Raw genomic sequence first — 26,622 nt, 5'->3', positions numbered from 1 at the left:
AGATGAAACCCGATAATTTCCCGGCCCAGCCGATGACGCCTGAAGCCTTTGAACAGGCGCTGCGCGACAAAGGCGCGTATTACCATATCCATCACCCGTACCATATTGCGATGCATAACGGTCAGGCCACGCGTGAGCAGATCCAGGGCTGGGTCGCCAACCGCTTTTATTACCAGACCAGCATTCCGTTGAAGGATGCGGCGATCATGGCTAACTGCCCGGATCCAAAAACCCGCCGCAAGTGGGTGCAGCGTATTCTGGATCACGATGGTCACGACGCCAGCGAAGGCGGTATCGAAGCCTGGCTGCGTTTGGGTGAAGCGGTCGGCCTGGACCGCGACGTGCTGCTGTCCGAGCGGATGGTGCTGCCGGGCGTGCGTTTCGCCGTTGATGCTTACGTCAGCTTCGCCCGCCGCGCCGTCTGGCAGGAAGCCGCCTGTAGCTCGCTGACCGAGCTGTTTGCGCCGCAAATCCACCAGTCACGCCTCGACAGCTGGCCGCAGCACTACAAGTGGATTGAAGCCGAAGGCTACGGCTATTTCCGTGGCCGTTTAAGCCAGGCCAACCGCGACGTTGAGCACGGCTTACAGCTGGCGCTGGAATATTGCACCACCGTTGAGAAGCAGGAACGTATGCTGGAGATCCTGCAGTTCAAGCTGGATATCCTCTGGAGCATGCTGGATGCGATGACCATGGCCTATACGCTGCATCGCCCGCCTTACCACACCGTGACCGATAAAATGGCCTGGCACAAAGAGAGATTACTGTAATGCTCATCACCGAACAGCAGATCCCCGCTTTCCGCCGTGGTTATCGCCTGCAGTGGGAACAGGCGCAGGACTGCCATGTGATCCTTTACCCGGAAGGCATGGCAAAACTGAATGAGAGTGCGACCGCCATTCTGCAACTCGTGGATGGCGTACGCTCTGTGGCTGCCCTGATCGCTGAACTGAACGCGCAGTTTCCGGATGCCGGTGGCGTGGACGACGACGTCAAAGAGTTCTTTGGTCAGGCTTACGAACAAAAGTGGATAATTTTCCGTGAACCCGCTTAACCCTTCGGTCAATCCGCCGCTCTGGCTGCTGGCTGAGCTGACCTACCGCTGCCCGCTGCAGTGTCCTTACTGCTCCAACCCGCTGGACTTTGCTCAGCAGGAGAAAGAGCTGACCACCGAACAATGGATTGAGGTGTTTAAGCAGGCCCGCCAGATGGGTGCCGTTCAGCTGGGCTTCTCCGGCGGCGAACCGCTGGTGCGTAAGGATCTGCCTGAGCTGATCCGCGCCGCAAGGGATCTCGGTTTTTACACCAACCTGATCACCTCCGGCATCGGCCTGACCGAGAAAAAGATCGATGCGTTTGCCGAAGCCGGGCTGGATCATATCCAGATCAGTTTCCAGGCCAGCGACGAAACGCTGAACGCCGCGCTGGCCGGATCGCAAAAAGCCTTCCAGACCAAGCTGGCAATGGCCAAAGCGGTGAAGGCGCACGGCTATCCGATGGTGCTGAACTTTGTGCTGCATCGCCACAATATCGATCAGATCGATCGCATTATTGAACTGTGCATCGAGCTGGAAGCGGACGACGTCGAGCTGGCAACCTGTCAATTCTACGGCTGGGCGCAGCTCAACCGTGAAGGCCTGCTGCCAACCCGTGAGCAGATCGCCAACGCCGAAGCGGTGGTGCATCAGTACCGCGAGAAGATGACCGCCAGCGGCAACCTCGCCAACCTGCTGTTCGTTACCCCGGATTATTACGAAGAGCGGCCGAAAGGCTGCATGGGCGGCTGGGGAGCGATCTTCTTAAGCGTCACGCCGGAAGGCATGGCGCTGCCGTGCCACAGCGCGCGCCAGCTGCCGGTGGAATTCCCGTCGGTGCTGGAAAACACGCTGCAGGAAATCTGGTACGACTCGTTCGGCTTTAACAAATACCGCGGGTTTGACTGGATGCCGGAGCCGTGCCGCTCCTGCTCTGAAAAAGAGAAGGATTTCGGCGGCTGCCGCTGTCAGGCCTTTATGCTGACCGGCAACGCCGACAATACCGATCCGGTGTGCTCGAAATCGCCGCATCATGGCAAGATCCTGGAAGCGCGCGAGCAGGCGAACTGCACCAATATGCAGATCAGCCATCTGCAGTTCCGTAACCGCACCAACTCTCAGCTGATCTTCAAGACTGAGGCCTGATGAGTCAGGCAGCGCCCGGCGAACACCATCGCACCTTAGCCAACGGTTTGCGGATCCATCTGATCCACGACCCGTCGGCCAGCCGGGCCGCTGCTCTGCTCCAACTCTCCGCCGGCAGCCATCAGGCCCCTGAACAGTGGCCCGGACTGGCCCATCTGCTGGAACACGTGCTGTTTGCCGGCAGCGAAAATTACCGTGACGATCAAAGGCTGATGGCCTGGGGACCGGCGAACGGTGCCCGCTTGAATGCCACCACCCTTGCACATCACACCGCCTGGTTTTTTGATATCGACCCAACGCGCCTCGACGCGGGATTGCGGCGGCTGGTGGATATGCTCGCCAGGCCGTTATTAAACCTCGAATCGATTGCTCAGGAAGCGACGGTGATCGACGCCGAGTTCCAGATGCTGACCCGCCATAGCGACAGCCTGTGTGAGGTCGCCCTGAGCCAGGCGGTGGCGGCGCCGCATCGCCTGCATGATTTCCATGTTGGCAATCGGTCGGCGTTTGGCGAGGATACTGGCGCGCTGCAGCAGGCGCTGCGCGGCTATCATCAGCAATTTTTCCGCGCGCCCAATCTGGAACTGTGGCTGCACGGGCCGCAGTCGCTGGACGCGCTGGGGCAGCTGGCGGAGCAGGTCGCGGCCGCGTTCACAGCACTTGCTGACGGCGATAACGGCCGCAGCGGTTTGCTGCAGCCACCCGCCGCCAGGCTTCAGAATGCTGAGCAGATTGCTGTGCCTCAGCGGCCTGAACAGGTTTCCCCCCTGACGCTCACTGACCTGCGCCATTATGCTTTGCGCTTGCCTTCAACCCATCGCCTGCTGTTAAGCATTGTCATCCCGGCTGCCGAGCGGCAGATGCTGGCGCTGTTCAGCCAGCTGTTAACCGATAAAGCGGCAGGCAGCCTGCTGGCGACGCTCAGCAAACTCAACCTGTGCGATGGCGTTTCGTTGCTGGAGCCCTATCGCAGCCCGCAGCAGTCGCTGATTTCATTGCAGTTCGAACTGTGCGAATCGGCCAGTCCGGCGAGGGTTGAAGCGGTATTCAGTCAGTGGCTACGCCAGTCGGCCAGCCTGAGTCATGACGCGCTGGCGCATTATGCCAGGCTGGCCCAGCGGCATGTCGATCAGCTTTCCGGCCTCGATCGGCTCCGCGCGCGTGCCTTCGGTTTTGCGCCTGCTGAGCGGTCGGTAAACCTGCTGGAAGGCTGGCGGGCGTTACGCGCGGCGATGCAACCGGCAGCCCTCACCCGGCTGTGGGTGACGCCTGGGGTCGAAGTCAGTCGTAAAGCGGTGCAGGGATTCACGCTGGACACCAGCGAACTCAGCTGGCCTGAAGCGCCTTGCGACGCCGCGCAGATGACCTTTTACGCCCCCGGCCAGCCGCTCAGCCTGCCGGCACTGCCGGTTGAAACGGCTGCGCTGCAACGGATTAACACCAGTTGCGCGCCGTTGCTGTTGCTGATCCCGCAGGCCGGTCAGCCATTTTCCCGCCGGGATGCGGCGCTGCTTGAAGCCGCGCTGCAACCGGTTATCGGCCTTTGCCAACATCTTGGCGGCGAGCTAAGCCTGACGCAACGCCAGGGCATCTGGCTGATCCAGCTTAGCGGCAGCGCCAGCCTGATGCAGAATCGCGTGGCGGCGATGATTGAGGCGCTTAGCTCACCGACCGCGGCGGTTATCGCGCAAGGCGACCGGCTGTACCGTAAAGCGCTGCGTTCAGAGCGTGCGGAGATTGCCATCCGCGTGCTGCTGGGACGGCTGCCAGAGGTGCTGAACGGCTCCAAGTCTGAGCCGCTGACATCAACGGAAGGGCTGAACGGCTCGTCTCTGACGCTGGACGCAGTTGACCGGTTAAGTGCCCCGCAGTGGCAGGCGGCCACGGCGGGGTTCGGCGGTACGCCGTGGCAGGCAACGCTTTACGGTGGCGATAACGGTCTGCAGCTGGCGCTGTCTCAGCTTCTGTCTCTCTGGCCTGGCGGGATCATGCCGTACCCTGATGGCAGGCTCATGCCGTGCCCTGATGGCGGGCTCAAGCCGGGCCTTTTGCCTCAACGCCCGCCCTTTTCCTTCCCAACTGAGAGTGACGAGGCGGCATTATTGCTGTTCTGTCCGCTGGCAGAAAACAGCGCGGATTGCCTGGCCGCCTGGCAATGGCTGGCGTCGCTTTTTGAACCGCGCTTCTTCCAGAAGCTACGCGTAGAGCTGAATATCGGCTATGTGGTGAGCTGCCGTTTTCATCAGTCTGCTGGCGTGGCCGGGATGCTGTTTGCCCTGCAATCGCCGACCTTAAGCCATCAACAGCTTTCACAGCATATCGTCGATTTTATTGCCGATATGGCCGACGTTATCGATAAAATAACCGATGATGACGTGCGGGAGAAATCCGCCATGCTGATTGACGCACTGCCCGCCAGCGCCCCGCAGTCGCATACTCAGGTGTTCGATCGCTGGCAGCAGCAGCAACTGAATTTACCGCCGTTGACGGCGGGTATTTTCGCCGCCCTGTCAGTGGAAAAAATGCAACAGTATTACCTCGCGCTCGCCACCGAAAATCACCGCTGGTTCTGGCTCAATAACAGTCCCTTCCCCTCAGCCTCTGACAACGCGTCAGGGGCTGCTTAAAGTTAACTCACTTTGTACCGATAACCCTTTTACCAGGCTTATCTTCCCTACAGAGTGCGCGCTATGCTTAAAAATATTAAGGTCGTCACCAGCATCATCATTATGTTGATTGTATTCAGTGCGTTACTGCTGCTCTCCAGCGGACTCTCCTTTAACGCCATTCACCAGGACAAAGATAACTTCGTCCGCGCCAGCGTGCTGACCGAGCAACAGGGGCAGCTGAGCGATGCCTGGCAGACGCTGATTAAAACCCGCGTTACCATTAACCGTGCCGCCATCCGCATCCTGAAAAAACAGACCGATCCGGCGTCACTGGCGGGGATCACCAAGCTGCTGGCCACCGCCAGCGAGACGCTGGACGATGCGGCGTATCATTTTTCCAATTATAAAAAAGCCCCTCAGCAGAGCGGTCAGAATGCCGAGCTCGCCACCACCGTGGCCAATAATTATCAGCAGATGTACGACACGATGAAAATGTCGATCCAGTATCTGGGTGCCAATAATTATGAAGCCTACGGCAATCTGGATGCGCAGAAAGCCCAGGACGATTTGGAAAACAGTTACGAGAGCTGGCGTACGCAGAACCGCCAGCTGCTGGCGGTGGGTATGATCGAAAACCAGCAGGGCTTCAGCCATATGATGTGGACGCTGGCGACCGTGGTGGTGGTGTTGCTGCTGCTGGTTGTGGCGGTCTGGGTGGTAATTAAACGCGTGCTGCTGACGCCGCTAAAACAGGTGCTGGCGCATATCCAGCGCATCGCGGCGGGCGATCTGTCTGAAACCCTGGTGGTGGAAGGCCGCAGCGAAATGGGGATGCTGGCGAGTAATCTGACGGCGATGCAGCAGTCACTGATTGTCACCGTCGGCCACGTGCGCGACAGCTCCAACGCCATCTTCACCGGGGCCAGCGAAATCTCGCTCGGCAACAACGACCTCTCTTCCCGTACCGAGCAGCAGGCGGCGTCACTGGAAGAAACCGCAGCCAGCATGGAGCAGTTAACCGCCACGGTGAAACAGAATGCCGAGAATGCCCGTCAGGCGTCACAGCTGGCGAAAAGCGCCTCCGAAACCGCCGGAAAAGGCGGCAAGGTGGTCGATGGCGTGGTGAAAACCATGAGCGAAATTGCCGGAAGCTCGAAGAAGATCGCCGATATCACCAGCGTGATCGACGGTATCGCCTTCCAGACCAATATTCTGGCGCTGAACGCCGCGGTGGAAGCGGCGCGCGCCGGCGAACAGGGGCGCGGTTTTGCGGTTGTGGCCGGCGAAGTGCGTAACCTTGCCCAGCGCAGCGCCCAGGCGGCGAAAGAGATCAAAACGTTGATCGAAGATTCGGTTAACCGCGTCAATGCAGGCTCTTTGCAGGTCGAAACGGCCGGCGAAACCATGCACGATATCGTCAACGCGGTGGTTCGCGTCACCGACATTATGGGGGAAATTGCCTCGGCGTCCGATGAACAGAGTCGCGGTATCGATCAGATTGGTCTGGCGGTAACCGAGATGGATCGGGTGACGCAGCAGAACGCCTCGCTGGTGCAGGAATCTGCGGCGGCGTCCGCTTCGCTGGAAGAGCAGGCCAGCCGCCTGTCTCAGGCGGTTGCGGTGTTTAAAATTGGTCAGCAAACGCTGTTGCCCGCCGTCAGCCAGCCGGTGAAAGCGATAGCCACCCTGCCCCGTAAGGCGCTGAGCGTCAGCAGCGATCAGGGTAATTGGGAAACCTTTTAAGCTGTGACAGTCCGGCCTCACTCCGGGGCCGGTTATTTTGCCGGGCGCTGCGTGCCGCCAATTACCGGCAGCACCTCGCGCATCAGCGCCAGAAACTGCCGCAGCTTGGCGGGATAAAAGCGCGCATACGGGTAAACCAGATACACCGGAAGCGGCGCCGCGTGCCAGTCCGGACAGAGATGGCGCAAGCGGCCCTGTTCAATATCCTCTTTCACCGCCCATGACGAGGCAATCCCCACCCCCATTCCTGCCAGCACCGAATTGCGTAAGGCATATAAACTGTCGGTCAGCAGCTGCGGACGAATATCTATGCGCTGCGTATTGCCCTGTTCACTATTCAGCACCACTTCCTGACGGTAAAAGGTACTTAACGCCACCCAGGGTAATTCGGCCAGCGCCGCCGGAGAGTCGGTGTCGGATGCAAGACCTGCAAGCGCCGGGGAGGCCACCACAATACGCGGCACTTCCGCCACTAACAGCGCCACCACCGACGGATCGGTCAGCGCGCCAACGTGCACCGCGCAGTCGATCCCTTCGGCGATAAAGTCCGGGCGACGATCGCTGAGCATCCATTCGATGGTCATTTTCGGATAGCGTTGCAGATAGTCCTGCAGCGGCGCGATCATTTGATCCTGACCAAAGGCATGAGGCACCAGCACCCGCAGCACGCCTTTCGGCTCTTCCGCCGCGCCGCGCAGGTCGTCCTCTATCGCCTGCCAGCGCTCGACCAGTTCCTGCGCGTGAGCAAAACAGCGCTCGCCGTCGTCGGTCAGCTTCATCACATGGGTGGTACGCTGCAATAGCTTGACGCCGAGCAGTCGCTCAAGGGATTGCAGCCGGCGGCTGATGGTCGGCTGGGTGGTGCTCAGACGCAGCGCAGCCGCAGACAAACTGCCTGATTCAACGATGCGCACAAAGGTGTGCATTAACTCTATACGGTCAATGCCTGACAGAAGGGATTCTTTCATACGTTAAACGTATAACAGTTTTACCGATCGGGAGACTACCCTTTGATCACCAATCCGGTAAAAATGTGATCATCATCGCACAACAGAGCTAACAACATGTCCATAACACAGACTGCCAACACCCACGAAAAAGGCATCACCGGCCGCACGGTCCTGATGCTCGCCACCGGCGCGGGCTTTTCCGTCGCCTCTATCTATTACAGCCAGCCGATGCTCGGCATCCTGGTTAACGAACTGCATGCGGGCGTCAGCACCGTCGGGCTGGTGCCGACGCTGACCCAGATTGGCTATGCGTTGGGCATTTTGCTGCTGGCCCCGCTGGGCGATCGCCACGATCGCCGTCAGATCATTATTCTGAAAGGCATGCTGCTCACGGCGGCGTTGCTGTTGAGCGCCTTCAGTGGCGGCATCAGCATGTTGCTGGTTGCCAGCCTGGCGGTGGGCATCGCGGCGACGATGGCGCAGGATATCGTGCCGGCCGCCGCCACGCTTTCGCCTGCGGCCCAGCGTGGCAAAACGGTCGGCACGGTGATGACCGGCCTGCTGCTGGGCATTTTGCTATCCCGGGTGTTGAGCGGTTTCGTCGCGGAGTACTTCGGCTGGCGCAGCATGTTTGGCGCGGCGGCGGTGATGGTGGTGGCAATTACGCTGGTGATCTGGCGCAGCCTGCCTGCCATCCCGGCCAGCACCACCATGAGCTATCCGGCGCTGTTGGCCTCGATGCGTCATCTGTGGACCGAATACAAACCGCTGCGCAGAGCCACGCTGGCACAGGCGCTGTTGTCCGTTGGCTTCAGCGCCTTCTGGTCGACGCTGGCGGTGATGCTGCATGACGTCTATCAGCTGGGCAGTGCCACCGCCGGCATGTTCGGTCTGGCCGGTGCCGCCGGTGCACTGGCCGCGCCGTTAGCCGGTTCGCTGGCAGATCGCCGTGGCCCGGAGCTGGTCACCCGCATCGGCACCGGGCTTGCCACCGTCTCGTTCGCGCTGATGTTTTTGCTACCGCTGTTGCCTGCGCCTTATCAGCTGGCGCTGATCGTGATCTCGGCCATCGGCTTCGACTTTGGCGTGCAGTCGACGCTGGTGTCTCACCAGTCGATTATCTTCAGTCTTGAACCGGCAGCACGCAGTCGGCTGAATGCGCTGATGTTTACCGGGGTGTTTATCGGCATGGCGGTGGGTTCGGCGCTGGGCAGTGTGATTCTGGAACATGCGGGCTGGCAGGGCGTGGTCGCGCTGTTAACCCTGGCCGGATTGGGCAGCATGGTGGTGCGCTGGATGAGTAAAGGCTTACATCAAAAGGCGGACTGAGGGCAAATTCAGGACGAGCCTTTCTCGCAGGCATCGTCTGCGGGTAAAAATGAAGCGGTCAGTAAGAAAACGCTGGTCGTTATTTCTTTCGGTAACGCGTGGGCCAGATCTGCTCAGGCCGGGCATCCAGGGCGGCGGCAATCAGCAGCTCGCCTTTGGGCCAGGGACGGCGCAGGGCATTGGAGAGGGTTGAAGAGGCCAGTCCGGATTCCCGGGATAAAGCCGACAAATTCGTGCCTCTTTTCTTTAACGCCGCAATAATGTCTGCGGGATGCCAATCATCTTTGTTCATTGCCTTCCCCAACCTGCAGATAAAAGTCTCACTTGTAGACGATGAGTCACAATCATATCACGTTATTTTCCTAATGTGACTAATAGTCCGTGGACTAATAGACCGCAAAGCGTAATGCTGAGCGTATGGAAAAGCTAAACACCACTAAAGTTCTTTTTGGAAAAAGAGTTAAACAACTCAGACTGCAGGCAGGCTTGTCGCAAGAAGCATTCGCACATAAATGCGGGCTGGATCGCACCTATGTGTCTGGAATTGAGCGAGGTTTACGCAACCCGACGCTGGAAGTGATTGCCATACTGGCGAAAGGTTTGGGAATTGAACTTAAAAATTTGATTGAGTTTTAATCGCATAAGTAAAATATTTTTTATTTTTTATACTGAGCTATTTCATCCGGTTGCAAGTCAGCACCAAAATAAAACATTTCTAAAACGTTAAAAAAGCCTTTTTCAGTTTTTACTCACGAAAAGAATTAATTTTTTCGGATTTTACCCGTCACCTTTTTTTAAAAAACTGAGCGGCACGCTGGCCGCTCGTTCTGTCAGCTCTAAAATCCGTAGCGAATGGCATCCTTACTTTGCTGCATTAATCCATCTATCTTCAATGAATACAACTCCACACCGGCCCCGTCTCCCGCCTGTGAACATTCCCGACGTTTCACGTTGTAGGCTTTCATCAGCTGTGCCTGAGCAAAACCGGGTTTACCGTAACAGGTCACGCTTTGCTCCCAACAGGCAATCGCGCGGTCGCTGTCCTGCTGTTGCAGGAAACGTGTCCCCAACTCGTTAAGCGCAGTGGCGCACTCTTTCGCCGGAAGTCCCTGTTGCATGATGTCGTCTATTGCCTGGTCCATAACGCCTCCGTTAATGGAAGAAGTTGAGAATGTGGCCAAAGATCAGCCCGACGCTGATCACATCGGAGTCACTGAAGGTGACGTTGGCCATACCGTATTGCCCCAGTAGCGGCAGCAGCAGCGCCGGCAGTAAGGTGATAAACAGCCCGTGGAAAACGCCACCGATGATCGCCCCGCGACGTCCGCCCACCGCATTAGCAAAGATCCCGGCAGTCCCGCCGGCAAAGAAGTTGGTTAACATGCCCGGCAGGATCATCGCCAGACCGACCCACGGGAACAGCAGCATGCCGATCACCGAGCCAATGGTGGTGGAGATAAAGCCGATAATCACCGCGTTTGGCGCATACGGGAACAGTACCGGACAGTCAAGAGCCGGAACGGCATTCGGTACGATACGCAGCGCGATGCCGCGAAACGCCGGAACAATTTCGGCCAGCAGTAAACGCACCCCGGACAGCAGCACATATACCCCAACCACAAACTGAATCGCCTGCAGGAAGGAATAGACCAGAAAGTTAACGCCATTGGATGAGGCGGCGACCACTTCCGGGCCGGCAACGATCGCCGGGATCAGGTAGATCGGGATCATCACCACCATCATCGACAGGTAGGTATCCTGCAGGAAAGAGAGTGCCTGCGGCAGTTCCAGATCCTCGGTACTTTTACTGACGTCGCCGGTCACTTTGGCCACGCCAGCCTGCACGATATAGCCGACGGTACAGAAATGGCCGAGCGCGAAATCATCGCCGCCGGTGATCTTGCGGACAATCGGCTGAGCCAGCGCCGGCATAAACACCGCCATCATTCCAGCAATCACCCCGCCCAACACGATCAGCTCGACGCCACGCAGTCCGCCCATATACCCAATTACCGAACAGACGGTCGCCATCCACAGCGACGCCTGCCCGGTCAGAAAGATATATTTGTAGCGGGTGAAACGGGCAATGGCGATATTGACGATAAAGGCGATCACCATAATCAATGCGGTCTCACTGCCCAGCGTTTGCTGGGCGATACCGGCAATCGAACCGACGTCGGTAACCACACCGCGCATATGGAAGCCTTTCTGGAATATCTCACCCAGGAAGGTTAAGGTGCCGACAATAATATTGGCACCCGCCAGAATGACCAAAAAGCCCAAGAGGGTTTTTAAGGTGCCAGTAATCACCTGGCCCGGACTTTTCTTCAACGAGATCAGACCGATCATGGCGATCAATGAGATCAGTATTGACGCTTGTCCCAGCACATCATGGACAATAAAGTTAAGGAAAGACATGGTAGTCCCCTGTTTCTGTCACAGTAAACGGATAGGATTAAAAATGGATCAGAGCATGTAGCCTTTTTCTTTTAGTATCGGCTCAAGCTTGGTTTTAATTTCATTTTTATCGACCAGACGCTTCAGATAAATAACGGTCGCGTTAATGGTGTAATGCTGAAACTGTGAACGGAAGTTCTCACCGGTCATAATAATGTCGGCGCGGGAGGAGGTGGCGCTGGAGATATCACAATGCGAGAGATCGGCTTCAATGCCCAGATCCTTTAAGGCCGCTTCAATACTCATTTCGCACGCAAAGCTGCTGCCCAGCCCTGCGCCACACACTGCAAGAATAGATAACTTTTTCATCAGGTATTCCTTAGTTGATCATCTGTAAGTTTCTTGCCGCTACCACTAAACGCGGATCGGGTTGTCTTTTACCTGCTGCGATCGCCTGCAGCCTGATACATGTTGTTTGTCCCCGTGCCATGCCAATCACCAGCCCGCTTTCACCTTGCTGAATAAGCTGCAAGGCCTGCTGACCTGAAGCGGAGGCAAGTAACCGGTCGGCTGTCACCGGCGTCGCCGCGCGCTGACAATATCCCGGCAGGGTGTAACGCACCGGCAGATCGAGCGTCGCTTCAAGCTGCTGCCCTAACGCCACCGCACCACCCTGGCTTCCTGCCATGACCCTTTCGCTGCCTGCCACGCCTTCGGCACACACCACGATGCCGTAGCCGAAAGGCGCGCTAAGACAGTGGCGTAAGCGCTGCTGCAACCAGTGCATATCCGGCGGGATCTCCGGGATTAACACCGCATGTGCCGCGCCGGCCAATGCGCCGCTGAGCGCCAGATGCCCACAGCCTGCACCGAACGCTTCCAGCAGATAAATCCGCCCCGGCATGTTGTGCGCCGTACCGTGCAGCTGGTCCAGCGCCTGCGCAATCACCCCCACCGCGCTGCTAAAGCCCAGCGTGTCATCCAGACCGGGGATGTCATTGTCTACCGTCATCGGAATCAGCAGGACTGGCTGCCCCTCTTCCTGCAAACACCTTGCCGCCTGCAGCGAACCGCCGCCGCCGAACACCAGCAGCAGATCCACATCAAGTTCCCGTAACCGCCTGCGGATGCTGGCCCTTCCCGCCGGTTGCCAGGCAAGCTGACTGCGGGCGCTGCGTAAAACGTTACGGTTGCTGGCGACCGCCAGCCTGACCTCGGTTTCATTCAGCATAAAAGGCGCGTGATGAATAATGCCGTCATAGCCGCCATGAAACGCCAGCAATGATTCCGCGTGCTGAACCAGCGGCAAAATAGCCGAATTAATCCCTACGGCATCTCCGCCGCTGGCAATCAGTGCAATTTTTCGCTTCATGATCGGGCTCTTTTAAAACTGGCTGAGAATATCCAGTACGGCGTGTTTACTTCGGGCATTCTTTAATTTATCCAGCACGTCGTCCTCGCAAAAAAGCCGGGACAGGCTGGCAATCATTTCAATATGTGAATGACTGTCGATGGCCGCCAGGGCAAATACCACATAAACAGGATCGTTATCAGGGCTATTAAAACTGACGCCTTCGGAAATAATGATTAGCGACAGTGCTGTTTTAATCACGCCCTCTTCCGGTCTGGCATGGGGCATTGCGATGCCTTCACCTAACACATAATAGGGCCCTATTTCCCGATGCATATCATAGATGGCGTTCAGGTAGCGCGGCTCTACGGAACCGTTGTCCACCATCGGCTGCACGGCCATTTTCACCGCGTGTTGCCAATCATTAACATGGGTGAACAGTGAAAGATTACTTTCGTTAATCCAGTCAGTCAGCATAGTGTTCCTTATTTAGAAAATAAGCGTTAATTCAATATACTTTCCAGCCAGGGGTTAAAACGTGATCCAGTCACCTATTTTAAAATTAAATAAAAATAATTTAGCCTAAAGAGAGATTGAAAAATAAAGCAATAAGATCACGCTGGTAATTTAATAAAAACCAGTGAAGTTTCATTTATAATAAATGATATTGAGATCGTTCCTGCCATTAATTCCGGCGGAAAAGTTATCAGTTATAATTAACTGTGGTTAAAACCTCTCTGGTCCAGGCAATAATATTTTCATTGTTGATAACCTTACTCTGGTCGGCAATATAAACCGGACTTAACTGCATCGGCCCGGCACGTTCAGCCAGAGCAATCAATTCAGGAATATATTCGGCGCCGGGATGACCGGGTAAACGATCGCCCAACCGGGCCGCATAACGCTGCGCCGCCAGTTCGCCGGGAAGCTGACACCAGATTTCGGCCAGGGATCTGACGTTCGCCTGCTGTAAGTAATTCACCAGACTCTCTTTGGGTTGGAAGCCAAACCACGCATCAACAATAAAGGTGCAGCCTTGTGGCGCTGCGGCAATCACAGACCAAATGGCCTGATAGCTGGCAATGCCCAGCCGACGATTAAGCGGACGATCCAGCTGTTCGAACTGCTGCATAAACGGTTCTTTAATGCCGTCCACCGACAACACGGGCCAGCCGGTTGCCTGCGATAATGCCCGCGCGATGCTGCTTTTTCCCGAAGCGGGGATGCCGTTAACCATCACGACGCGTTTACCGGTGTTGACCGGGGCGGCGTGGCTGGCGGTTGCCCTTCCATCAGACATGATTGACCTGCTCCTCGCTTTTTACTTCCGCCGGGGCGGCGGTAAAATATTTCCCGATAACCGCCTGAATCTCCCGCAGTCTTGGCACCGCTAAGGTTTCCAGCTTTTCACGGGTCACCGTGCGGTCCAGCGAGATGCAATCTTTCCATAATGCACGGCCTGCAATCACACCGGAAGCCCCATTGCTCATGGCATCGGCCACCTGGCCGAGGAAGGTTGCGTGGTCAACACCGGCGGAGAGCACGGCCCACGGCACATCGCCGGAAATTTCAGTGATGGCGGCACAGGCGGCAGGCGATCCTGGGTAAGGAATTTTCAGCACTTTCGCACCGCAATCCAGCGACAGTTTGGTGCCTTCAAAGATAAGCGACGGGACCTTGCTTTTATAGTCCGCATCGCTCTCGCCTTCTAACTGATAGGTAAGAAACTCGACCACCAGCAGCAGATCTTCTTTGCTGAAGTCTTCAATACAATGGCGGAGAATAGCGAGGTTGTGGTCGTTGGCCTCCGGACGATCGGCACGCAGGTAGACCATGATTTTGCCACCGTTGCCGCCCAGTTCACGCACGCGGCGGGCGTTGATGCCTTCCACCAGACGTGAATTGCGGTAGCCTTCGGCGGTGGTATCCCAGCCTGAGGCATCCAGCCCAATCAGCAGCGCGGTGTCGCGGGCAATGATGCCGTCATCTACCAAATCGGGGACCGCACAGACCGGATCCACCAGCACGCATGAGGCCTGGCTTGCCAGATACTGGGTGATATCCGCCTTGATGCGACCGAGCTGCTGTTCGGAAATGGCTTTCTGCTGATCCGGGTCGGATGAGAGCAGGCTGCGCATTGCACCACGTTGATCGCAGGCAATGACCAGCATTGCGCCGTTGCTGCCGCAGATCTGTTGATAACCACGCAGTTCTGACGTTGACATATGTGACATTATTTTTGTCTCCTGGACAGTTTTTCAGTTTTAGAACACGGTTACAGCCTCATTTTTCAGTGTGCGACTTCATACCCGATCCCCCCTGTAGCATCAGTGCTGATGCGGCGTCCTGTCAGGGTTGTTGCCGGGTATACGCATTGCAATTTGTGGGGTGTTGCGCAATAATCCTTCAATCGATGAACTGAGTGTAATACATTGCAGAAAGGAATTTCAAGCTGAAAGAACCTCTTTTACAAGACGCCGCGACAACGCGGGCGATGATGCATATGGTGGCAAAGTTGCACTATCAGTCAGACATGGCTCAGGTGGACATTGCTAAAAAACTGGGCGTATCGACCGCCACCATCTCGCGGCTGCTGAACAAAGCCCGCGCGGCGGGGATCGTGCGGATCGAGGTGGTGGAACTGACGTCGCCTGAAGAGATCACCGCCGATCTTATCCAGCGGCTGGGGCTGAAAAGCGCCGCCGTGGTGGAGCCACCGCCGACCAATATCCTCGGCTCGCTGGCCACGCCGCTGGCGGGCTTGCTGCAGCAGGCCGATCTGGCGGCCGGTTCGGTGATTGGCATTGGCTGGGGCCGCGCGGTGCGGGAAGTGACGATGGGCGGCCTGCCCAAAATCCCTGGCGTGATGACGGTCGCGATGAATGGCGGGATGCAGCAGGCGGCGGCACATTTTCAGATCAATGAATTTGTCCGTCAGGCGGCGGAACAGATGGGCGGCGTGCCGCATTTCCTGCATGCGCCTTACCTGACCTCGCCAATGTTGCGGGAGGCATTTCTGGCTGATGCGGGCGTACAGCAAATTATTTCACTGTGGGATAATCTCGACGTGGCGATTGTCGGCGTGGGCTTAACCCATCATCTGCCCGCCCCGTCAGAAACCACCACTGCCACTGCCAATGAGCAGGCGCTAAGCCAGGCGGCGGGCGACGTGCTGCGGCATTACGTCACCGAAAGCGGTGAGATCCTGCACTGGGATGGCGAAGAGCGGATGATCGCCGCCTCCACCGCCCAGCTGCGCAATACCACGCTGAGTATTGGCGTGGCGGCCACGCCGGAAAAAGCGGCTGGCATCATTGGCGCGGTGCGCTCCGGGATGATCAACGCGCTGGTGACCGATGTCACCACCGCCCAGGCAATCCTCGACCGCTTGATGGTGGAGTGATAATAATTCCCCCTGATTTATTCGGGGGCGTTATTTTTATCAGCATGTTATGCGTTTTTCAGAATTATCTTTCCGCGCAAATAACAATAAGAATGGTTATCAAAACCATTTGGAAAATTGAATAATTGGTATTAAGGCGAGAATAGTTATCACTTAACTATCATAATGTTACGAACAGCAAATAATAAGATAAAAGCCGCAAGTAACGGTTTTTATTTAGGCAACATGCGTGCATAATTGCGCCCAATGACACTTCTAATAATATCCCATCATCGCTAATGGAGCCTTTATGCTGACTGCCGACATGACCGCCAAACTGAACGATCAATTAAACCTGGAGTTCTACTCTGCCAATCTGTATCTGCAGATGAGCGCCTGGTGTGCTGACAAAGGTTTTGAAGGGGCTGCGGCCTTTATGCGTGAACATTCCGTAGAAGAGATGCAGCATATGCAGCGTCTGTTTAACTACCTGAGCGACACCGGCGCGATGCCGGTACTGGGCAGCATTGCGGCTCCGCCGGTAACCTTTAACTCGCTGAACGAAGTGCTGGAGCAGGCTTACGAGCACGAGAAGCTGATCACCGGCAAGATCAACGAGCTGGCGCACGCCTCAATGACCACTCAGGACTACTCAACCTTTAACTTCCTGCAGTGGTACGTTTCCGAGCAGCACGAAGAAGAGAAGCTGTTCAAATCCGTGCTGGATAAACTGGCGCTGGTTGGCACCGGTGGACAGGGCATGTTCTTCGTTGATAAAGATCTGATGAAGATGAGCACCACCAGCACCCCACAGGCTTAAGCCGCGTCAGTTTGGGCGCTATAGCCCAAGCTAAAAAAACGCCTGACAGCATTTGTCAGGCGTTTTGCTTTTCAGCGGCAGGGAAAACGGGGCTTACTGCTCTTCAAGCGGGAATTTGACGCCCTGGCAATGCATCCTGAACAGCCTGGCGAGGTGCGCGCCCATTGGGGTGAGCGTGGTGTCCTTGCGTTGAATTAAATAGAAGGTCGCTTTGGGCAGCGGCTCCTTAATCTTTAGTGCCACCAGATGATTGCCGAGGATCGGATCGGAAATCACATCCAGCGAGAGGATGCTGACAAAGTCACTTTGCGCCACCAGGCTGGTGCAGGCCATAAAGGTTTCGCAGGTGACGCTGATCGCCGGGGCCATGCCCATATCGGTAAACAGCTCGTGCAGCAAGCGGTAGTAACTGCCCTTCGGCGTCGGCATTGTCCAGTCGCAATCTTGCAACTCCGCCAGCGAGGTAGCGTGTTCCAGCGGATGCCCTTTGCGCACCACCACCCGATATTCCCGCTCCATAAGACGCTCGTAGCTGAGTTCATTATCCAGATGGCTCTGATAATAGGTATTGATGGTGAAATCCAGCTCGCCCTGACGCAGTTCGGGGATCATCGACACCAGCTGACCTTCAACAATTCTGACCTTCACCTTGGGGTACTGGCGATGAAACTGAGTTATCACCTGCGGCATAATGGTGCGGGCAATACTTCCGCCCACGCCAATGTTGACCGACCCGCCGGCATGGCCCAGCCGCTGCTGAATATCCTCCTGCGCCACCCGTAACTCTTCGAGGATCAGGCTGGCATGTTGAAAGAAATTATCGCCGACATCGGTCAACTCAACCCCCTGCCTGCGGCGGATAAACAGCCGCGCACCAAGGACTTCCTCCAGCTCCTGAATCGATTTAGTTAACGCCGGCTGAGACAAATTGGATGCGCGGGCGGCGGCACGGATACTGCCCGACCGGGTGACATCGACAAAGGCACGGAGCTGATGAAGCTTAATGGAAGCAGGCATAAAACCTCGACAGTGGTGATAACCGGTGTTTATCAAGGCAAAGATATTGGCATCTTCTTCCCCCTGCTGCCAATGTGTACAGTCAAAAAAAAGACACATTCTCCACCCGGCCCTTCTGTTGGCCATTTGGTACCCCCGGCAACATCGTTTTTGACTGACCCGGCGCGGCTTTTTGCGCCCGTATCCAGACACCTGTTTACCCGTCCCTGATAAATTTCGGGCCCGTTTTGCTGCCTGCAAAATTTATCCTGTCATTCTGAGGAAGAGAAAATGGAACAAGCTGTTGCTGATTTCGTCCGTGAAATCGCCCCCACCCTGCAAACCCGACGACGCGACCTGCACAAATATGCCGAGTCCGGCTGGTTAGAATTCCGCACCGCCACCCTGGTGGCCGAAGAGCTGCACCGGCTGGGATACCCGCTCAAGCTGGGCAGAGAGGTGATCGACGCTGACGCCCGCATGGGCCTGCCGTCTGCCGAGGTGCTGGCGCAGCAGGAGCAGCGGGCGCTCAGCCAGGGCGCCCTGCCGCAATGGCTGTCACATTTTTCCGGCGGCTTTTGTGGCATCGTCGCCACCTTAGACACCGGCCGCCCAGGTCCGGTGATGGCTTTTCGGGTGGATATGGATGCGCTGGACGTGATTGAGCTGCAGGCGGAAGAACACCGCCCGTTCGCCGACGGGTTTGCCTCCTGCAACGAGGGCATGATGCATGCCTGCGGCCACGATGGTCACACCTCGATAGGCCTGGGGCTGGCTCAGGTGCTGAAGCAGTTTGAGTCCCAGCTGTGCGGCACCATCAAGCTGATTTTCCAGCCGGCCGAAGAAGGCACGCGCGGTGCGAAATCGATGGTTGCGGCCGGCGTGGTGGATGACGTCGATTTCTTTACCGCCATCCATATCGGCACCGGCGTCCCGGCCGGAGAGCTGGTCTGCGGCAGCGATAATTTTATGGCCACTACCAAGCTCGATGTCACCTTCCGTGGCGTCGCCTCCCACGCCGGTGCACGGCCGGAAGAAGGGAACAATGCCCTGCTGGCGGCGGCTCAGGCCACGCTGGCGCTGCATACCTTACCGCAGCACAGCGGCGGCAGCTCGCGCATCAACGTCGGCGTGCTGCAGGGCGGCACCGGCCGTAACGTGGTGGCCGATCGCGCCTTTATGAAGGTGGAAACCCGTGGCGCAACCAACGACATTAACGACTTTATCTACCAGAAAACCCTGCAGGCACTGGCGGGCGCGGCGGCGATGTATGGCGTGCAGCACGAGGTGACGCTGATGGGTGCGGCCCGCAGCAGCAAGCCGACCCAGCCGTGGGTCAACTATATTCGCCAGCAGGCCAGCCGCATTCCTGAACTGACCTCGCTGGTCGACCAGCGCGGGCAGGCCGCCGGATCCGAAGACGCGACCTATATGATGGAGCGCGTAAAGGCGCTGGGCGGCCAGGCCTCCTACATCATCTTCGGCACCGAACTGAGCGCCGGGCACCATAACGAGAAATTCGACTTTAACGAGCAGGTGATGGCCACGGCGGTGAAAACCCTCGCCGCGCTGGCGCTCAATATTCAGGACTTCAGGGAGGAGGCGTAATGTCTGACGAATTCAGCGCCTTTGTCGCGCACTATATCGACAGCAACCAGTCCCGCTTCACCGCCCTGAGCGATGCCATCTGGGATCATCCCGAAACCCGCTTTACCGAAACCTTCTCGTCTAATTTGCTGGCGACGGCGCTGGAAGAGGAAGGCTTTGCCGTCGCGCGCGGCGTGGGCAACATCGACACCGCGTTTATCGCCAGTTTTGGCAGCGGCAAGCCGGTGATTGCGCTGCTGGGCGAATACGATGCGCTGGCCGGATTAAGCCAGCGGTCAGGCTGCGCCACGCCCGATCCGCTGGTCGAAAATGGCAACGGTCACGGCTGCGGTCACAACCTGCTGGGCACCGCCGCGCTGGCCGGTGCCTTTGCGGTCAAGGCCTGGATGACCCAGCAAGGCATACCGGGCACCGTGCGCTTCTACGGTTGTCCGGGTGAAGAAGGCGGTTCCGGCAAAACCTTTATGGTGCGCGAAGGGCTGTTTGATGACGTCGATGCTGCGCTGACCTGGCACCCGGAAGGCTTCAGCGGCATGTTCAATACCAGCACGCTGGCCAATATTCAGGCCGCCTTCCACTTCAAAGGGGTCGCCGCCCACGCGGCTAACTCCCCTCACCTCGGTCGCAGCGCGCTGGATGCGGTGACGCTGATGAACACCGGCGCGAACTTCTTGCGCGAGCACATCATTCAGGAAGCCCGACTGCACTATGCGGTGACCAATACCGGCGGCAGCTCCCCCAATGTGGTGCAGGCCGATGCCGAAGTGCTCTATTTGATCCGCGCGCCCGAGCTTGATCAGGCAGAAAACATCTATCAGCGGGTGATCAATATCGCCAGGGGCGCGGCGCTGATGACCGACACCACCCTGACCCTGCGCTTTGATAAAGCCTGCTCGAATTACGTGCCCAACCGGGCGCTGGAAAGGGTGATGTACGGTTACCTGTGCGAGTACGGCATTCCTGATTACAGCGCCAGCGAGCGGCAGTTCGCGCACCAGATCCGTCAGACCCTCAGCAAGGAAGATTTGCAGAACGCTAAGCTGAACATCGCCCGCACCGGCGGCGCGGCAGGCAAGGACTGGGTGGCGGCGCTGGGTGACAAGCAGCTAATGGACGAGGTGGCACCTTACTGTGAATCCGACGAGGTGATGTACGGCTCAACCGATGTCGGTGACGTCAGCTGGATTGCGCCAACCGCGCAGTGCTTCACCCCCTGTTTTGCGCTGGGTACGCCGCTGCACACCTGGCAGCTGGTGGCGCAAGGCCGCACGCCGATTGCCCATAAAGGCATGTGTCTTGCAGGTAAAACCCTGGCCGCTACCGCGATTGCGTTGCTCAGCGATAGCGCGCTGCTGGAAAACGCACAACAGGAGTTCCGCCAGGCGCGCGAACAACAACCTTACCACTGTCCGATCCCGGCGGGTGTGAAACCCTCACCCCTGGCTTAGTTCCACCGTCCGACCCTGAGGCTGGGCTCGATCCCAGCCCAAAAATTATAAGCCTAAGCAAACACAACCAAGACCGAGGGTAAAGCATGAGTGAAGCAACCAGCCCGGGGAAAAGCCCAGGCAAGATTTTTTACTGGATTGAGCGGGTCGGCAATAAGATCCCGAATCCCTTCCTGCTGTTCGTTTACCTGATCGTAGTGCTGATGGTGTCGACCGCAGTCATCTCCTGGCTGGGCGTGTCGGTGAAGAACCCGGCCAACGGCGAGATCATCCACGTTAAGAACCTGTTAAGCGTCGCGGGGATCCAGTGGATCCTGCCGAATATCATCAAAAACTTCAGCGGCTTTGCGCCACTGGGATCGATTCTGGCGCTGATGATCGGTGCCGGACTGGCGGAAAAAGTCGGCCTGTTGCAGGCGCTGATGCATAAGATGGCGTCATTTGTCAGCGCCCGTTATGCCAGCTATATGGTGCTGTTTATCGCCTTCTTCAGCCATATCTCTTCCGATGCCGCGCTGGTGGTGATGCCGCCGCTGGGCGCGCTGATGTTTATCGCGGTGGGTCGTCATCCGGTGGCTGGCCTGCTGGCCGCCATTGCCGGTGTGGCCTCCGGCTTTACCGCCAACCTGCTGATTGTCACTACCGACGTGTTGCTCTCCGGCATCAGCACCGAAGCGGCCAAAGCCGTCAGTGATACGGTGCACGTCAGCGTGGTCGATAACTGGTTCTTTATGGCCTCATCGGTGGTGGTGCTGACCCTTGCCGGCGGTCTGCTGACCGATAAGTTTGTTGAACCGCGCCTGCCGGCATGGAAAGGCAACAGCAATGAGCAGCTGGCCACGCTGACGCCGATCCAGAATCGCGGGCTGATGATGAGCGGCATCGCCGGGCTAATTTTTGTTGCACTGGTGGCGCTGCTGGTGGTGCCGGAAGGCTCGCCGCTGCGTCAGCCGGGCACCGGCTCAATCATCCCGTCGCCGTTTATTCAGGGCATCGTACCGCTGATCATTCTGTTCTTTTTTGTGGTGGCGATTACCTACGGCGTGGTGACCAAACAGATCCAGCGCCCGGACGATATTCCGCAGCAGCTGATCGAACCGATGAAGAGCATGGCAGGCTTTATCGTGATGGTGTTCCCGCTGTCGCAGTTCGTGGCGTTCTTTAACTGGAGCAACATGGGCAAGTTTATGGCGGTGGGGCTGACCGATATTCTGGAGTCCGCCGGGATGACCGGTGCGCCGGCCTTTATCGGGCTGATGTTCCTGTCGGCGTTCCTGTGCATGTTTATCGCCAGCGGCTCGGCGATCTGGTCGATTCTGGCGCCAATCTTTGTGCCGATGTTTATGCTGCTGGGCTTCCATCCGGCCTTCGCCCAGATGATTTTCCGCATTGCCGACTCGTCGGTGCTGCCGCTGGCCCCGATGTCTCCGTTCCTGCCACTGTTCCTCGGCTTCCTGCAGCGCTACCGCAAAGACGCGCAGTTGGGCACCTACTACATGCTGATCATGCCCTATCCGCTGGTGTTCTTTAGCGTGTGGTTCCTGCTGCTGCTGGCGTGGTACGCGCTGGGCCTGCCGATCGGGCCGGGCGTCTGGCCGGGCATGCCGACCCAGGGCTAGTTTCCTGTCGGCGTAAGGTAAAAAGGGGCAACAAGGGTTGCCCTTCTGCTGTCTGGCTGACGGCTAGCGGTGCGCGGCCGCCACCGCATCTTGCAGGTTCAGGCGCTGCCAGAAGTTCTGCTCTGGCGTGTTGCCGGAAAGCGGATAGCCGCCGGCAAGCGCGGTAGACACCATCAGCTGACGACGCTGGGCATCGGTCAGATCGGGCAAGGGCCCTTTCAGCAGCACTTCCGCCCCCTCTGGCACCACCACCGGCGAGGTCTTCACTTTCTGCTGTGGCAGGTTGTAGGTCATGGTGAAGCGGTAGAAGGTTTTCATCTCAGGCGCGGTATAGGGATCGGCTTCGCCAGCCGGTTTAGCACAGACCTCCAGTGAGGTGCCGCACTCCTTTTCCAGCGCGTGACGCAGCTGATCGCGTGCCTTAATAAACAGGCCGCGATACTTCGCATCATTGAGATAATGGGCCACGTTTCGCTGCGCCACCATCCGCGATCCGATCAAGTCGATCGGGTAATGCACGCCCAGCACCATGCGGGAATAGCCATAGCGGGCCGCACGATCCACCAGCGGCACAAACCGCTCTGGCAGCATTTCGCCCAGCAGTAAGGCATCGGTATAGGCGGTATTGGTGTGGCCGCTTGGATAGGATCCTTCGGTGGCGCTATAGGGTTTGTTGTCCTTCACCACCGCCGTGTCCGGCACAAGGTGAATGCTGTTGCCGTCGATCAGGAACGGACGCGGATTGTTGAACTGTTTTTTAGCGGCGCTGGTGCTGACTTCGCTGGCTTTGATCAGCGCGGCGGCTTTGCCGATCTCGCCTTTGTTGTAAGCGTTAAGGAAGGCCTGGCCCAGTTTCGGCCCCAGCGCATCCGCCAGGAAGAACAGATGATCCTGGCCTTCGGCGTCGATCAAGGCCTGCGTGCGCTGGCCCTGGCTGGCATTCAGGTTAACGTTTTCAACGGTTTTCAGGCTGGCGGCAATGGTGGATTTCGGCAATGCCGGGAACGCCGTTAACAGCTGGATACCCGCCTGCTGATTGGCTTTCTTCTGGAAGTCGTAGCCACTCTCTTTCAACCACTTTTTATCCGCCAGCGTTTTACTCTGTTTGGTGTCGTCCAGCTGGTCACGCGTCAGTGTCGCGGCATCCCCTTTCAGCGCGGCGATCAGCGACTGCTGGATTGCCGCATCAAAGGCGACAAACTGTGGGTCGCTGGCGGGTGTGGTGGTGTCGGCGATGGCGCGGATGTGTTCAAAGGTCAGAGTTGCCGGTTTCGCCTGGGCAAACTGGCTGAGCACCAGAGCGCCTGCCAGCAGAGAGTAACGATAGCGCATTGCCATTCCTCATGAAATTGAAGGTGTTAACTGCCTGGAGAGCAGACTAGAAGACAATGATGACAGAAATGTTGCAAGGCATATTCTGTTACCATTTGCGCCCATCGATCCGGTTACGCCTGCCATGGCAGCACCCCTTCAGGCAGCTTTTTCACCAGCCGGGTAGCCAGCAACATAAACAGCAGCACGATCAGGATCATCAGGCAGCCCACCGCCGCCGCCAGGGTGGACGATCCGCCCTCATCGAGAAAGACGATCATCGGCCCCAGCGTTTGCGTATTCGAGGTCACCAGCAGGATCGACACCTGGATTTCGTTCAGCGCGGTAAGAAATACCAGCACCGCGCCGGCAGTGGCCGACGGCGCAGCCAGCGGCAGCAAAATATCGCGCATGCGACGCAGAAAACCGGCGCCGGCCAGCTGCGCCGCCTCATCCAGCGAACGCTCAATCTGGGCAAATCCGGCCAGCGTTGGCCGCAGTACCAGCGCAAGGAAGTTGGATAAATAGGCCGCCAGGATTATCCACACCGTGCCGTACAGGCTGACGTTAATCAGCGGCAACGGTTTCAGGAAAAACAGAATGGCGGCGATACCGGTGACAATCCCCGGCAGGGCGTAAGCCAGCTCGCTGGAAAGGTGCAGCAGCCCCACCAGCCGCGTGCGCTGCCAGCTGAGGAAGAAGGCCATAAACAGCGCGACAACCGTCAGGATCACCACCGCCAGCAGCGTCAGGCCCAGGCTGGTAAAGAACGCCGTGCGGATTGCCGGATAGGCAAAGAGCGCATTACGATAATTTTCCAGCGTCAGCGATTGCAGGGTCAGCGCCTGGCCGAAGCCCCGGGTCAGTGAGGTGGTGAACAGCGCCGAAAGCGGCATCACCAACGTCAGCACCATCGCCGCCCAGACCCCGATTTCGACCGGCAGACGCCAGCGATTCAGCGGCTGCTGCAACCGGCGCGGCGTGCCGGTGACGCGGACATCATGCCGCCCGCCCAGAAACCCGCTCAGCAACAGGCCAGCCAGAGTGATCGCCGCAATCAGAATCGACAGCACCGCCATATCCGGCAGCGCGCCGGGACCGGTATTATTCAGCTGCTGATAAACCAGGGTGATCAGCGTCGGCACGCGGCCGGGAATGCCGAGCATCGCCTGAATACCAAAGTTACCCGCCGCGGCGACAAAGGAGAGTGCCGCACCGGCAAAAATCGCCGGACGCGCCAGCGGCAGGATCACCGTCAGCATCACCCGCAGTGGAGAAGCCCCGGTAATACGCGCCGCGTCCACCAGTTCGGCGGGCAAGCGGCGTAAACCTGCCCGTACCGACAAAAAGACCAACGGCGCATTGTGCAACCCCAGCAGCAGGATAATGCCCCACATAGAATAGAGCGGCTGATGCCCCTGCATATCCAGCGAGATCCCCAGCGCGTGCAGGCCGGTGATCAGCAGACCCGACGGAGACAGTGCCTGAAGCCACGCCAGCGCCGTCACCTGCGGCGGGATCATTAGCGGCAGGATAAAGGCAAACACCCACGCCTGCTTTGTGCGCATCGTGGTTAACGCCACCAGCCAGGCGGCCAGCGTGCCCAGCACCACCGCCAGCGCGGTGGCCGCTAACGCGATGATCACGGTGTTGCCGGTTGCCCGCAGCACGCGCGGCGTGGCGACAACCTGCATCAGCCTGGCCAGATCCGGCACGCCTTCCGGCGCAATAGCGGCCCACACCAGTCGGCTCAGCGGCGCTATCGACAGCAGGCCAATCAGCAGTGTCAGCAGCCACAGTACGGCAAGCTCACTGCGCGGCCAGCGCCAGCGCCAGCCTTTCGCCGCTGACTTGCGGGCTAACACCTGTTGAACCATGCTCTTATCCGCCAAAGATTTCGCTAAACTTCGCGCGAACCTGCGCATCGTCTGCGACCGCTTTATCGGTATCCAGCGTCAGCAGTTTGATGCTGTCGACAGGCGCAAAGCCCTCCGGCGCGGCGACACGATCATCAATCGGGCGGTTACCCTGTTTCGCCACCAGCTGCTGCCCTTTTTCCGACAGCATAAAGTCGACGAAGGCTTTCGCCGCCGGCACGTTATGCGCCCCCGCCAGAATCGCCACCGGTTCAGTCACAAAGGACGCGCCCTCTTTCGGGTAGATCAGGTCGATTGGCGAGCCCTGTTTTTTGGCGCGGATGATATCGGCATCGGTGATCACCCCGTATTTATCCATGCCGCTGGCCACCGCCTTCAGCGCCGGACCATTGCCGCCTTCCGGCATCACGCCATTTGCCGCCAGCTTCTGATAGAAGCCCCAGCCAATATCCGGCGTGTTAATCGCCGTGTGCAGATGATACAGCGCCGCCCCGGAATAGAGCGGGCTTGGCACCGCCACCTGGCCTTTGTTTTCGGCCGTGGTCACCGCCATCCAGCTGTCGACCGGTTTGGCATTTTGGGTGTTATAGCCAATCACCGTGGCGATGATTTTGGTGCCAAACCAGGTTTTGTCTTTGTCATAAAAGTTGGCGCTGATGTGGCTGACCGGCGCATCAGGATAAGCCATCAGCATCCGGTCTTTTTTCAGTGCGCCCAGGTTGATCGCATCCGCCACCAGCAGCACGTCAGCCTGCACTTCGCCGCTCATTTTCTCGGTACGCAGCACGTTCATCAGCTGCGTGGTGCCGTTGCGCGTCCATTCCACCTCGATACCCGGATTCGCCGCTTTGAAGGCATCAATGGTCTGTTGAGCAATTTCCGGTGCCTGCGAGGTGTAAATCACCAGCTTTCCCTCCGCAGCGATGGCGGAAAAAGTGCTGGCGGCCAGCAGTAACGCTAAGGTGGTTTTGGCTGTACGCATGTCCCTGAAGTCCTTTAAAA

Annotated in this window: 24 protein-coding genes and 1 pseudogene; 12 read left to right on the top strand and 13 right to left on the bottom strand. The window is 57.9% G+C overall.

Annotated elements, in window-relative coordinates; all coding sequences use genetic code 11:
• Positions 1–2 precede the first annotated feature (2 nt).
• The 5 genes from pqqC (at position 3) to AC1UKS_RS03750 (ending at position 6,532) form a co-directional block, all read left to right on the top strand.
• Positions 3–770, top strand: coding sequence for a pyrroloquinoline-quinone synthase PqqC (pqqC, locus tag AC1UKS_RS03770; RefSeq protein WP_265909560.1), 768 nt, complete (start codon positions 3–5; stop codon positions 768–770).
• Entirely contained in the window at positions 770–1,054 is a 285-nt protein-coding gene (gene pqqD, locus AC1UKS_RS03765; RefSeq protein WP_013203789.1) for a pyrroloquinoline quinone biosynthesis peptide chaperone PqqD, read from the top strand. Before pqqC ends, pqqD begins: the two co-directional genes overlap by 1 nt.
• Positions 1,041–2,180 carry a pyrroloquinoline quinone biosynthesis protein PqqE gene (pqqE, locus tag AC1UKS_RS03760; RefSeq protein WP_265909561.1) on the top strand — a complete coding sequence of 380 codons (1,140 nt, stop codon included), beginning with the start codon at positions 1,041–1,043 and terminating at the stop codon, positions 2,178–2,180. Before pqqD ends, pqqE begins: the two co-directional genes overlap by 14 nt.
• Positions 2,180–4,807 (top strand): insulinase family protein, encoded by a 2,628-nt coding sequence (locus AC1UKS_RS03755; protein WP_482435834.1) that lies wholly within the window; start codon positions 2,180–2,182, stop codon positions 4,805–4,807. Before pqqE ends, AC1UKS_RS03755 begins: the two co-directional genes overlap by 1 nt.
• A 63-nt stretch (positions 4,808–4,870) precedes the next feature.
• A complete protein-coding gene (locus tag AC1UKS_RS03750) occupies positions 4,871–6,532 on the top strand; it encodes a methyl-accepting chemotaxis protein (RefSeq protein WP_482435832.1) in 1,662 nt (553 codons plus the stop codon).
• A 32-nt stretch (positions 6,533–6,564) separates the two neighbouring features.
• Here the strand turns inward: AC1UKS_RS03750 and AC1UKS_RS03745 are convergent, their stop codons facing one another.
• Positions 6,565–7,500, bottom strand: a complete 936-nt coding sequence (locus tag AC1UKS_RS03745) for a LysR family transcriptional regulator (RefSeq protein ID WP_346595819.1) — start codon at positions 7,498–7,500, stop codon at positions 6,565–6,567.
• A 96-nt stretch (positions 7,501–7,596) separates the two neighbouring features.
• Here AC1UKS_RS03745 and AC1UKS_RS03740 point away from each other — a divergent pair, with 96 nt between their 5' ends.
• Entirely contained in the window at positions 7,597–8,811 is a 1,215-nt protein-coding gene (locus AC1UKS_RS03740; protein WP_482435830.1) for an MFS transporter, read from the top strand.
• A 79-nt stretch (positions 8,812–8,890) separates the two neighbouring features.
• Here the strand turns inward: AC1UKS_RS03740 and AC1UKS_RS03735 are convergent, their stop codons facing one another.
• Positions 8,891–9,103 carry a helix-turn-helix domain-containing protein gene (locus AC1UKS_RS03735; RefSeq protein WP_013203796.1) on the bottom strand — a complete coding sequence of 71 codons (213 nt, stop codon included), beginning with the start codon at positions 9,101–9,103 and terminating at the stop codon, positions 8,891–8,893.
• Positions 9,104–9,228: 125 nt separating this feature from the next.
• Between AC1UKS_RS03735 and AC1UKS_RS03730 the strand changes: the two genes are divergently transcribed.
• Complete coding sequence (locus AC1UKS_RS03730; RefSeq protein WP_013203797.1) at positions 9,229–9,447, top strand: helix-turn-helix domain-containing protein; 219 nt, start codon at positions 9,229–9,231, stop codon at positions 9,445–9,447.
• Positions 9,448–9,647: 200 nt separating this feature from the next.
• On the opposite strand, the gene AC1UKS_RS03725 is transcribed toward AC1UKS_RS03730, so the two are convergent.
• The 7 genes and pseudogenes from AC1UKS_RS03725 to AC1UKS_RS03695 form a co-directional block, all read right to left on the bottom strand.
• Entirely contained in the window at positions 9,648–9,953 is a 306-nt protein-coding gene (locus tag AC1UKS_RS03725) for a hypothetical protein (protein ID WP_482435828.1), read from the bottom strand.
• Between the two features lie 31 nt (positions 9,954–9,984).
• A pseudogene (locus AC1UKS_RS03720) lies at positions 9,985–11,229 on the bottom strand (PTS sugar transporter subunit IIC); the annotation flags it as partial.
• Between the two features lie 48 nt (positions 11,230–11,277).
• Positions 11,278–11,577 (bottom strand): PTS sugar transporter subunit IIB, encoded by a 300-nt coding sequence (locus AC1UKS_RS03715; protein ID WP_013203800.1) that lies wholly within the window; start codon positions 11,575–11,577, stop codon positions 11,278–11,280.
• Between the two features lie 10 nt (positions 11,578–11,587).
• On the bottom strand, positions 11,588–12,580 hold the full coding sequence (locus tag AC1UKS_RS03710) for a 6-phosphofructokinase (RefSeq protein WP_482435826.1): 993 nt from the start codon (positions 12,578–12,580) through the stop codon (positions 11,588–11,590).
• 12 nt (positions 12,581–12,592) lie between these two features.
• Positions 12,593–13,036 (bottom strand): PTS sugar transporter subunit IIA, encoded by a 444-nt coding sequence (locus tag AC1UKS_RS03705; protein WP_482435824.1) that lies wholly within the window; start codon positions 13,034–13,036, stop codon positions 12,593–12,595.
• A 229-nt stretch (positions 13,037–13,265) separates the two neighbouring features.
• The gene (locus AC1UKS_RS03700; RefSeq protein ID WP_482435822.1) at positions 13,266–13,859 is read right to left on the bottom strand and encodes a P-loop nucleotide/nucleoside kinase family protein; all 594 of its coding nucleotides are present in this window, start codon (positions 13,857–13,859) and stop codon (positions 13,266–13,268) included.
• Positions 13,852–14,793 (bottom strand): tagatose-bisphosphate aldolase, encoded by a 942-nt coding sequence (locus tag AC1UKS_RS03695; RefSeq protein WP_265909571.1) that lies wholly within the window; start codon positions 14,791–14,793, stop codon positions 13,852–13,854. Before AC1UKS_RS03695 ends, AC1UKS_RS03700 begins: the two co-directional genes overlap by 8 nt.
• 269 nt (positions 14,794–15,062) lie before the next feature.
• Between AC1UKS_RS03695 and AC1UKS_RS03690 the strand changes: the two genes are divergently transcribed.
• Together AC1UKS_RS03690 and ftnA are read left to right on the top strand one after the other, a co-directional pair.
• The gene (locus tag AC1UKS_RS03690; protein WP_265909572.1) at positions 15,063–15,962 is read left to right on the top strand and encodes a sugar-binding transcriptional regulator; all 900 of its coding nucleotides are present in this window, start codon (positions 15,063–15,065) and stop codon (positions 15,960–15,962) included.
• Between the two features lie 289 nt (positions 15,963–16,251).
• Positions 16,252–16,761 carry a non-heme ferritin gene (ftnA, locus tag AC1UKS_RS03685; protein ID WP_482435820.1) on the top strand — a complete coding sequence of 170 codons (510 nt, stop codon included), beginning with the start codon at positions 16,252–16,254 and terminating at the stop codon, positions 16,759–16,761.
• Positions 16,762–16,854: 93 nt separating this feature from the next.
• Here the strand turns inward: ftnA and AC1UKS_RS03680 are convergent, their stop codons facing one another.
• Positions 16,855–17,778, bottom strand: a complete 924-nt coding sequence (locus AC1UKS_RS03680) for a LysR family transcriptional regulator (protein ID WP_482435818.1) — start codon at positions 17,776–17,778, stop codon at positions 16,855–16,857.
• Between the two features lie 270 nt (positions 17,779–18,048).
• On the opposite strand from AC1UKS_RS03680, the gene AC1UKS_RS03675 reads away from it, so the two are divergent.
• The 3 genes from AC1UKS_RS03675 to abgT all read left to right on the top strand — a co-directional run bounded on the left by AC1UKS_RS03675 (position 18,049) and on the right by abgT (position 22,432).
• Positions 18,049–19,365: a M20 family metallo-hydrolase gene (locus AC1UKS_RS03675; RefSeq protein ID WP_482435816.1), complete on the top strand. Its 1,317-nt coding sequence runs from the start codon at positions 18,049–18,051 to the stop codon at positions 19,363–19,365.
• Positions 19,365–20,813: a M20 family metallopeptidase gene (locus AC1UKS_RS03670; RefSeq protein WP_482435814.1), complete on the top strand. Its 1,449-nt coding sequence runs from the start codon at positions 19,365–19,367 to the stop codon at positions 20,811–20,813. The genes AC1UKS_RS03675 and AC1UKS_RS03670 overlap by 1 nt, the downstream gene beginning before the upstream one ends.
• 86 nt (positions 20,814–20,899) lie before the next feature.
• Positions 20,900–22,432 (top strand): p-aminobenzoyl-glutamate transporter, encoded by a 1,533-nt coding sequence (abgT, locus tag AC1UKS_RS03665; RefSeq protein WP_265909576.1) that lies wholly within the window; start codon positions 20,900–20,902, stop codon positions 22,430–22,432.
• A gap of 63 nt (positions 22,433–22,495) precedes the next feature.
• Here the strand turns inward: abgT and AC1UKS_RS03660 are convergent, their stop codons facing one another.
• From AC1UKS_RS03660 to AC1UKS_RS03650, 3 genes are all read right to left on the bottom strand, one after another.
• Positions 22,496–23,764, bottom strand: a complete 1,269-nt coding sequence (locus AC1UKS_RS03660; RefSeq protein ID WP_482435812.1) for an acid phosphatase — start codon at positions 23,762–23,764, stop codon at positions 22,496–22,498.
• A 113-nt stretch (positions 23,765–23,877) separates the two neighbouring features.
• The gene (locus tag AC1UKS_RS03655; protein WP_482435810.1) at positions 23,878–25,620 is read right to left on the bottom strand and encodes an ABC transporter permease; all 1,743 of its coding nucleotides are present in this window, start codon (positions 25,618–25,620) and stop codon (positions 23,878–23,880) included.
• 4 nt (positions 25,621–25,624) lie between these two features.
• Entirely contained in the window at positions 25,625–26,602 is a 978-nt protein-coding gene (locus tag AC1UKS_RS03650; RefSeq protein WP_482435808.1) for an ABC transporter substrate-binding protein, read from the bottom strand.
• Positions 26,603–26,622 lie beyond the last annotated feature (20 nt).

The organism is Erwinia sp. AK-PDG3-5, assembly GCF_056821705.1.
The sequence above is the reverse complement of the archived record's forward strand: the minus strand, read 5'-3'. Positions and strand labels throughout refer to the sequence as shown.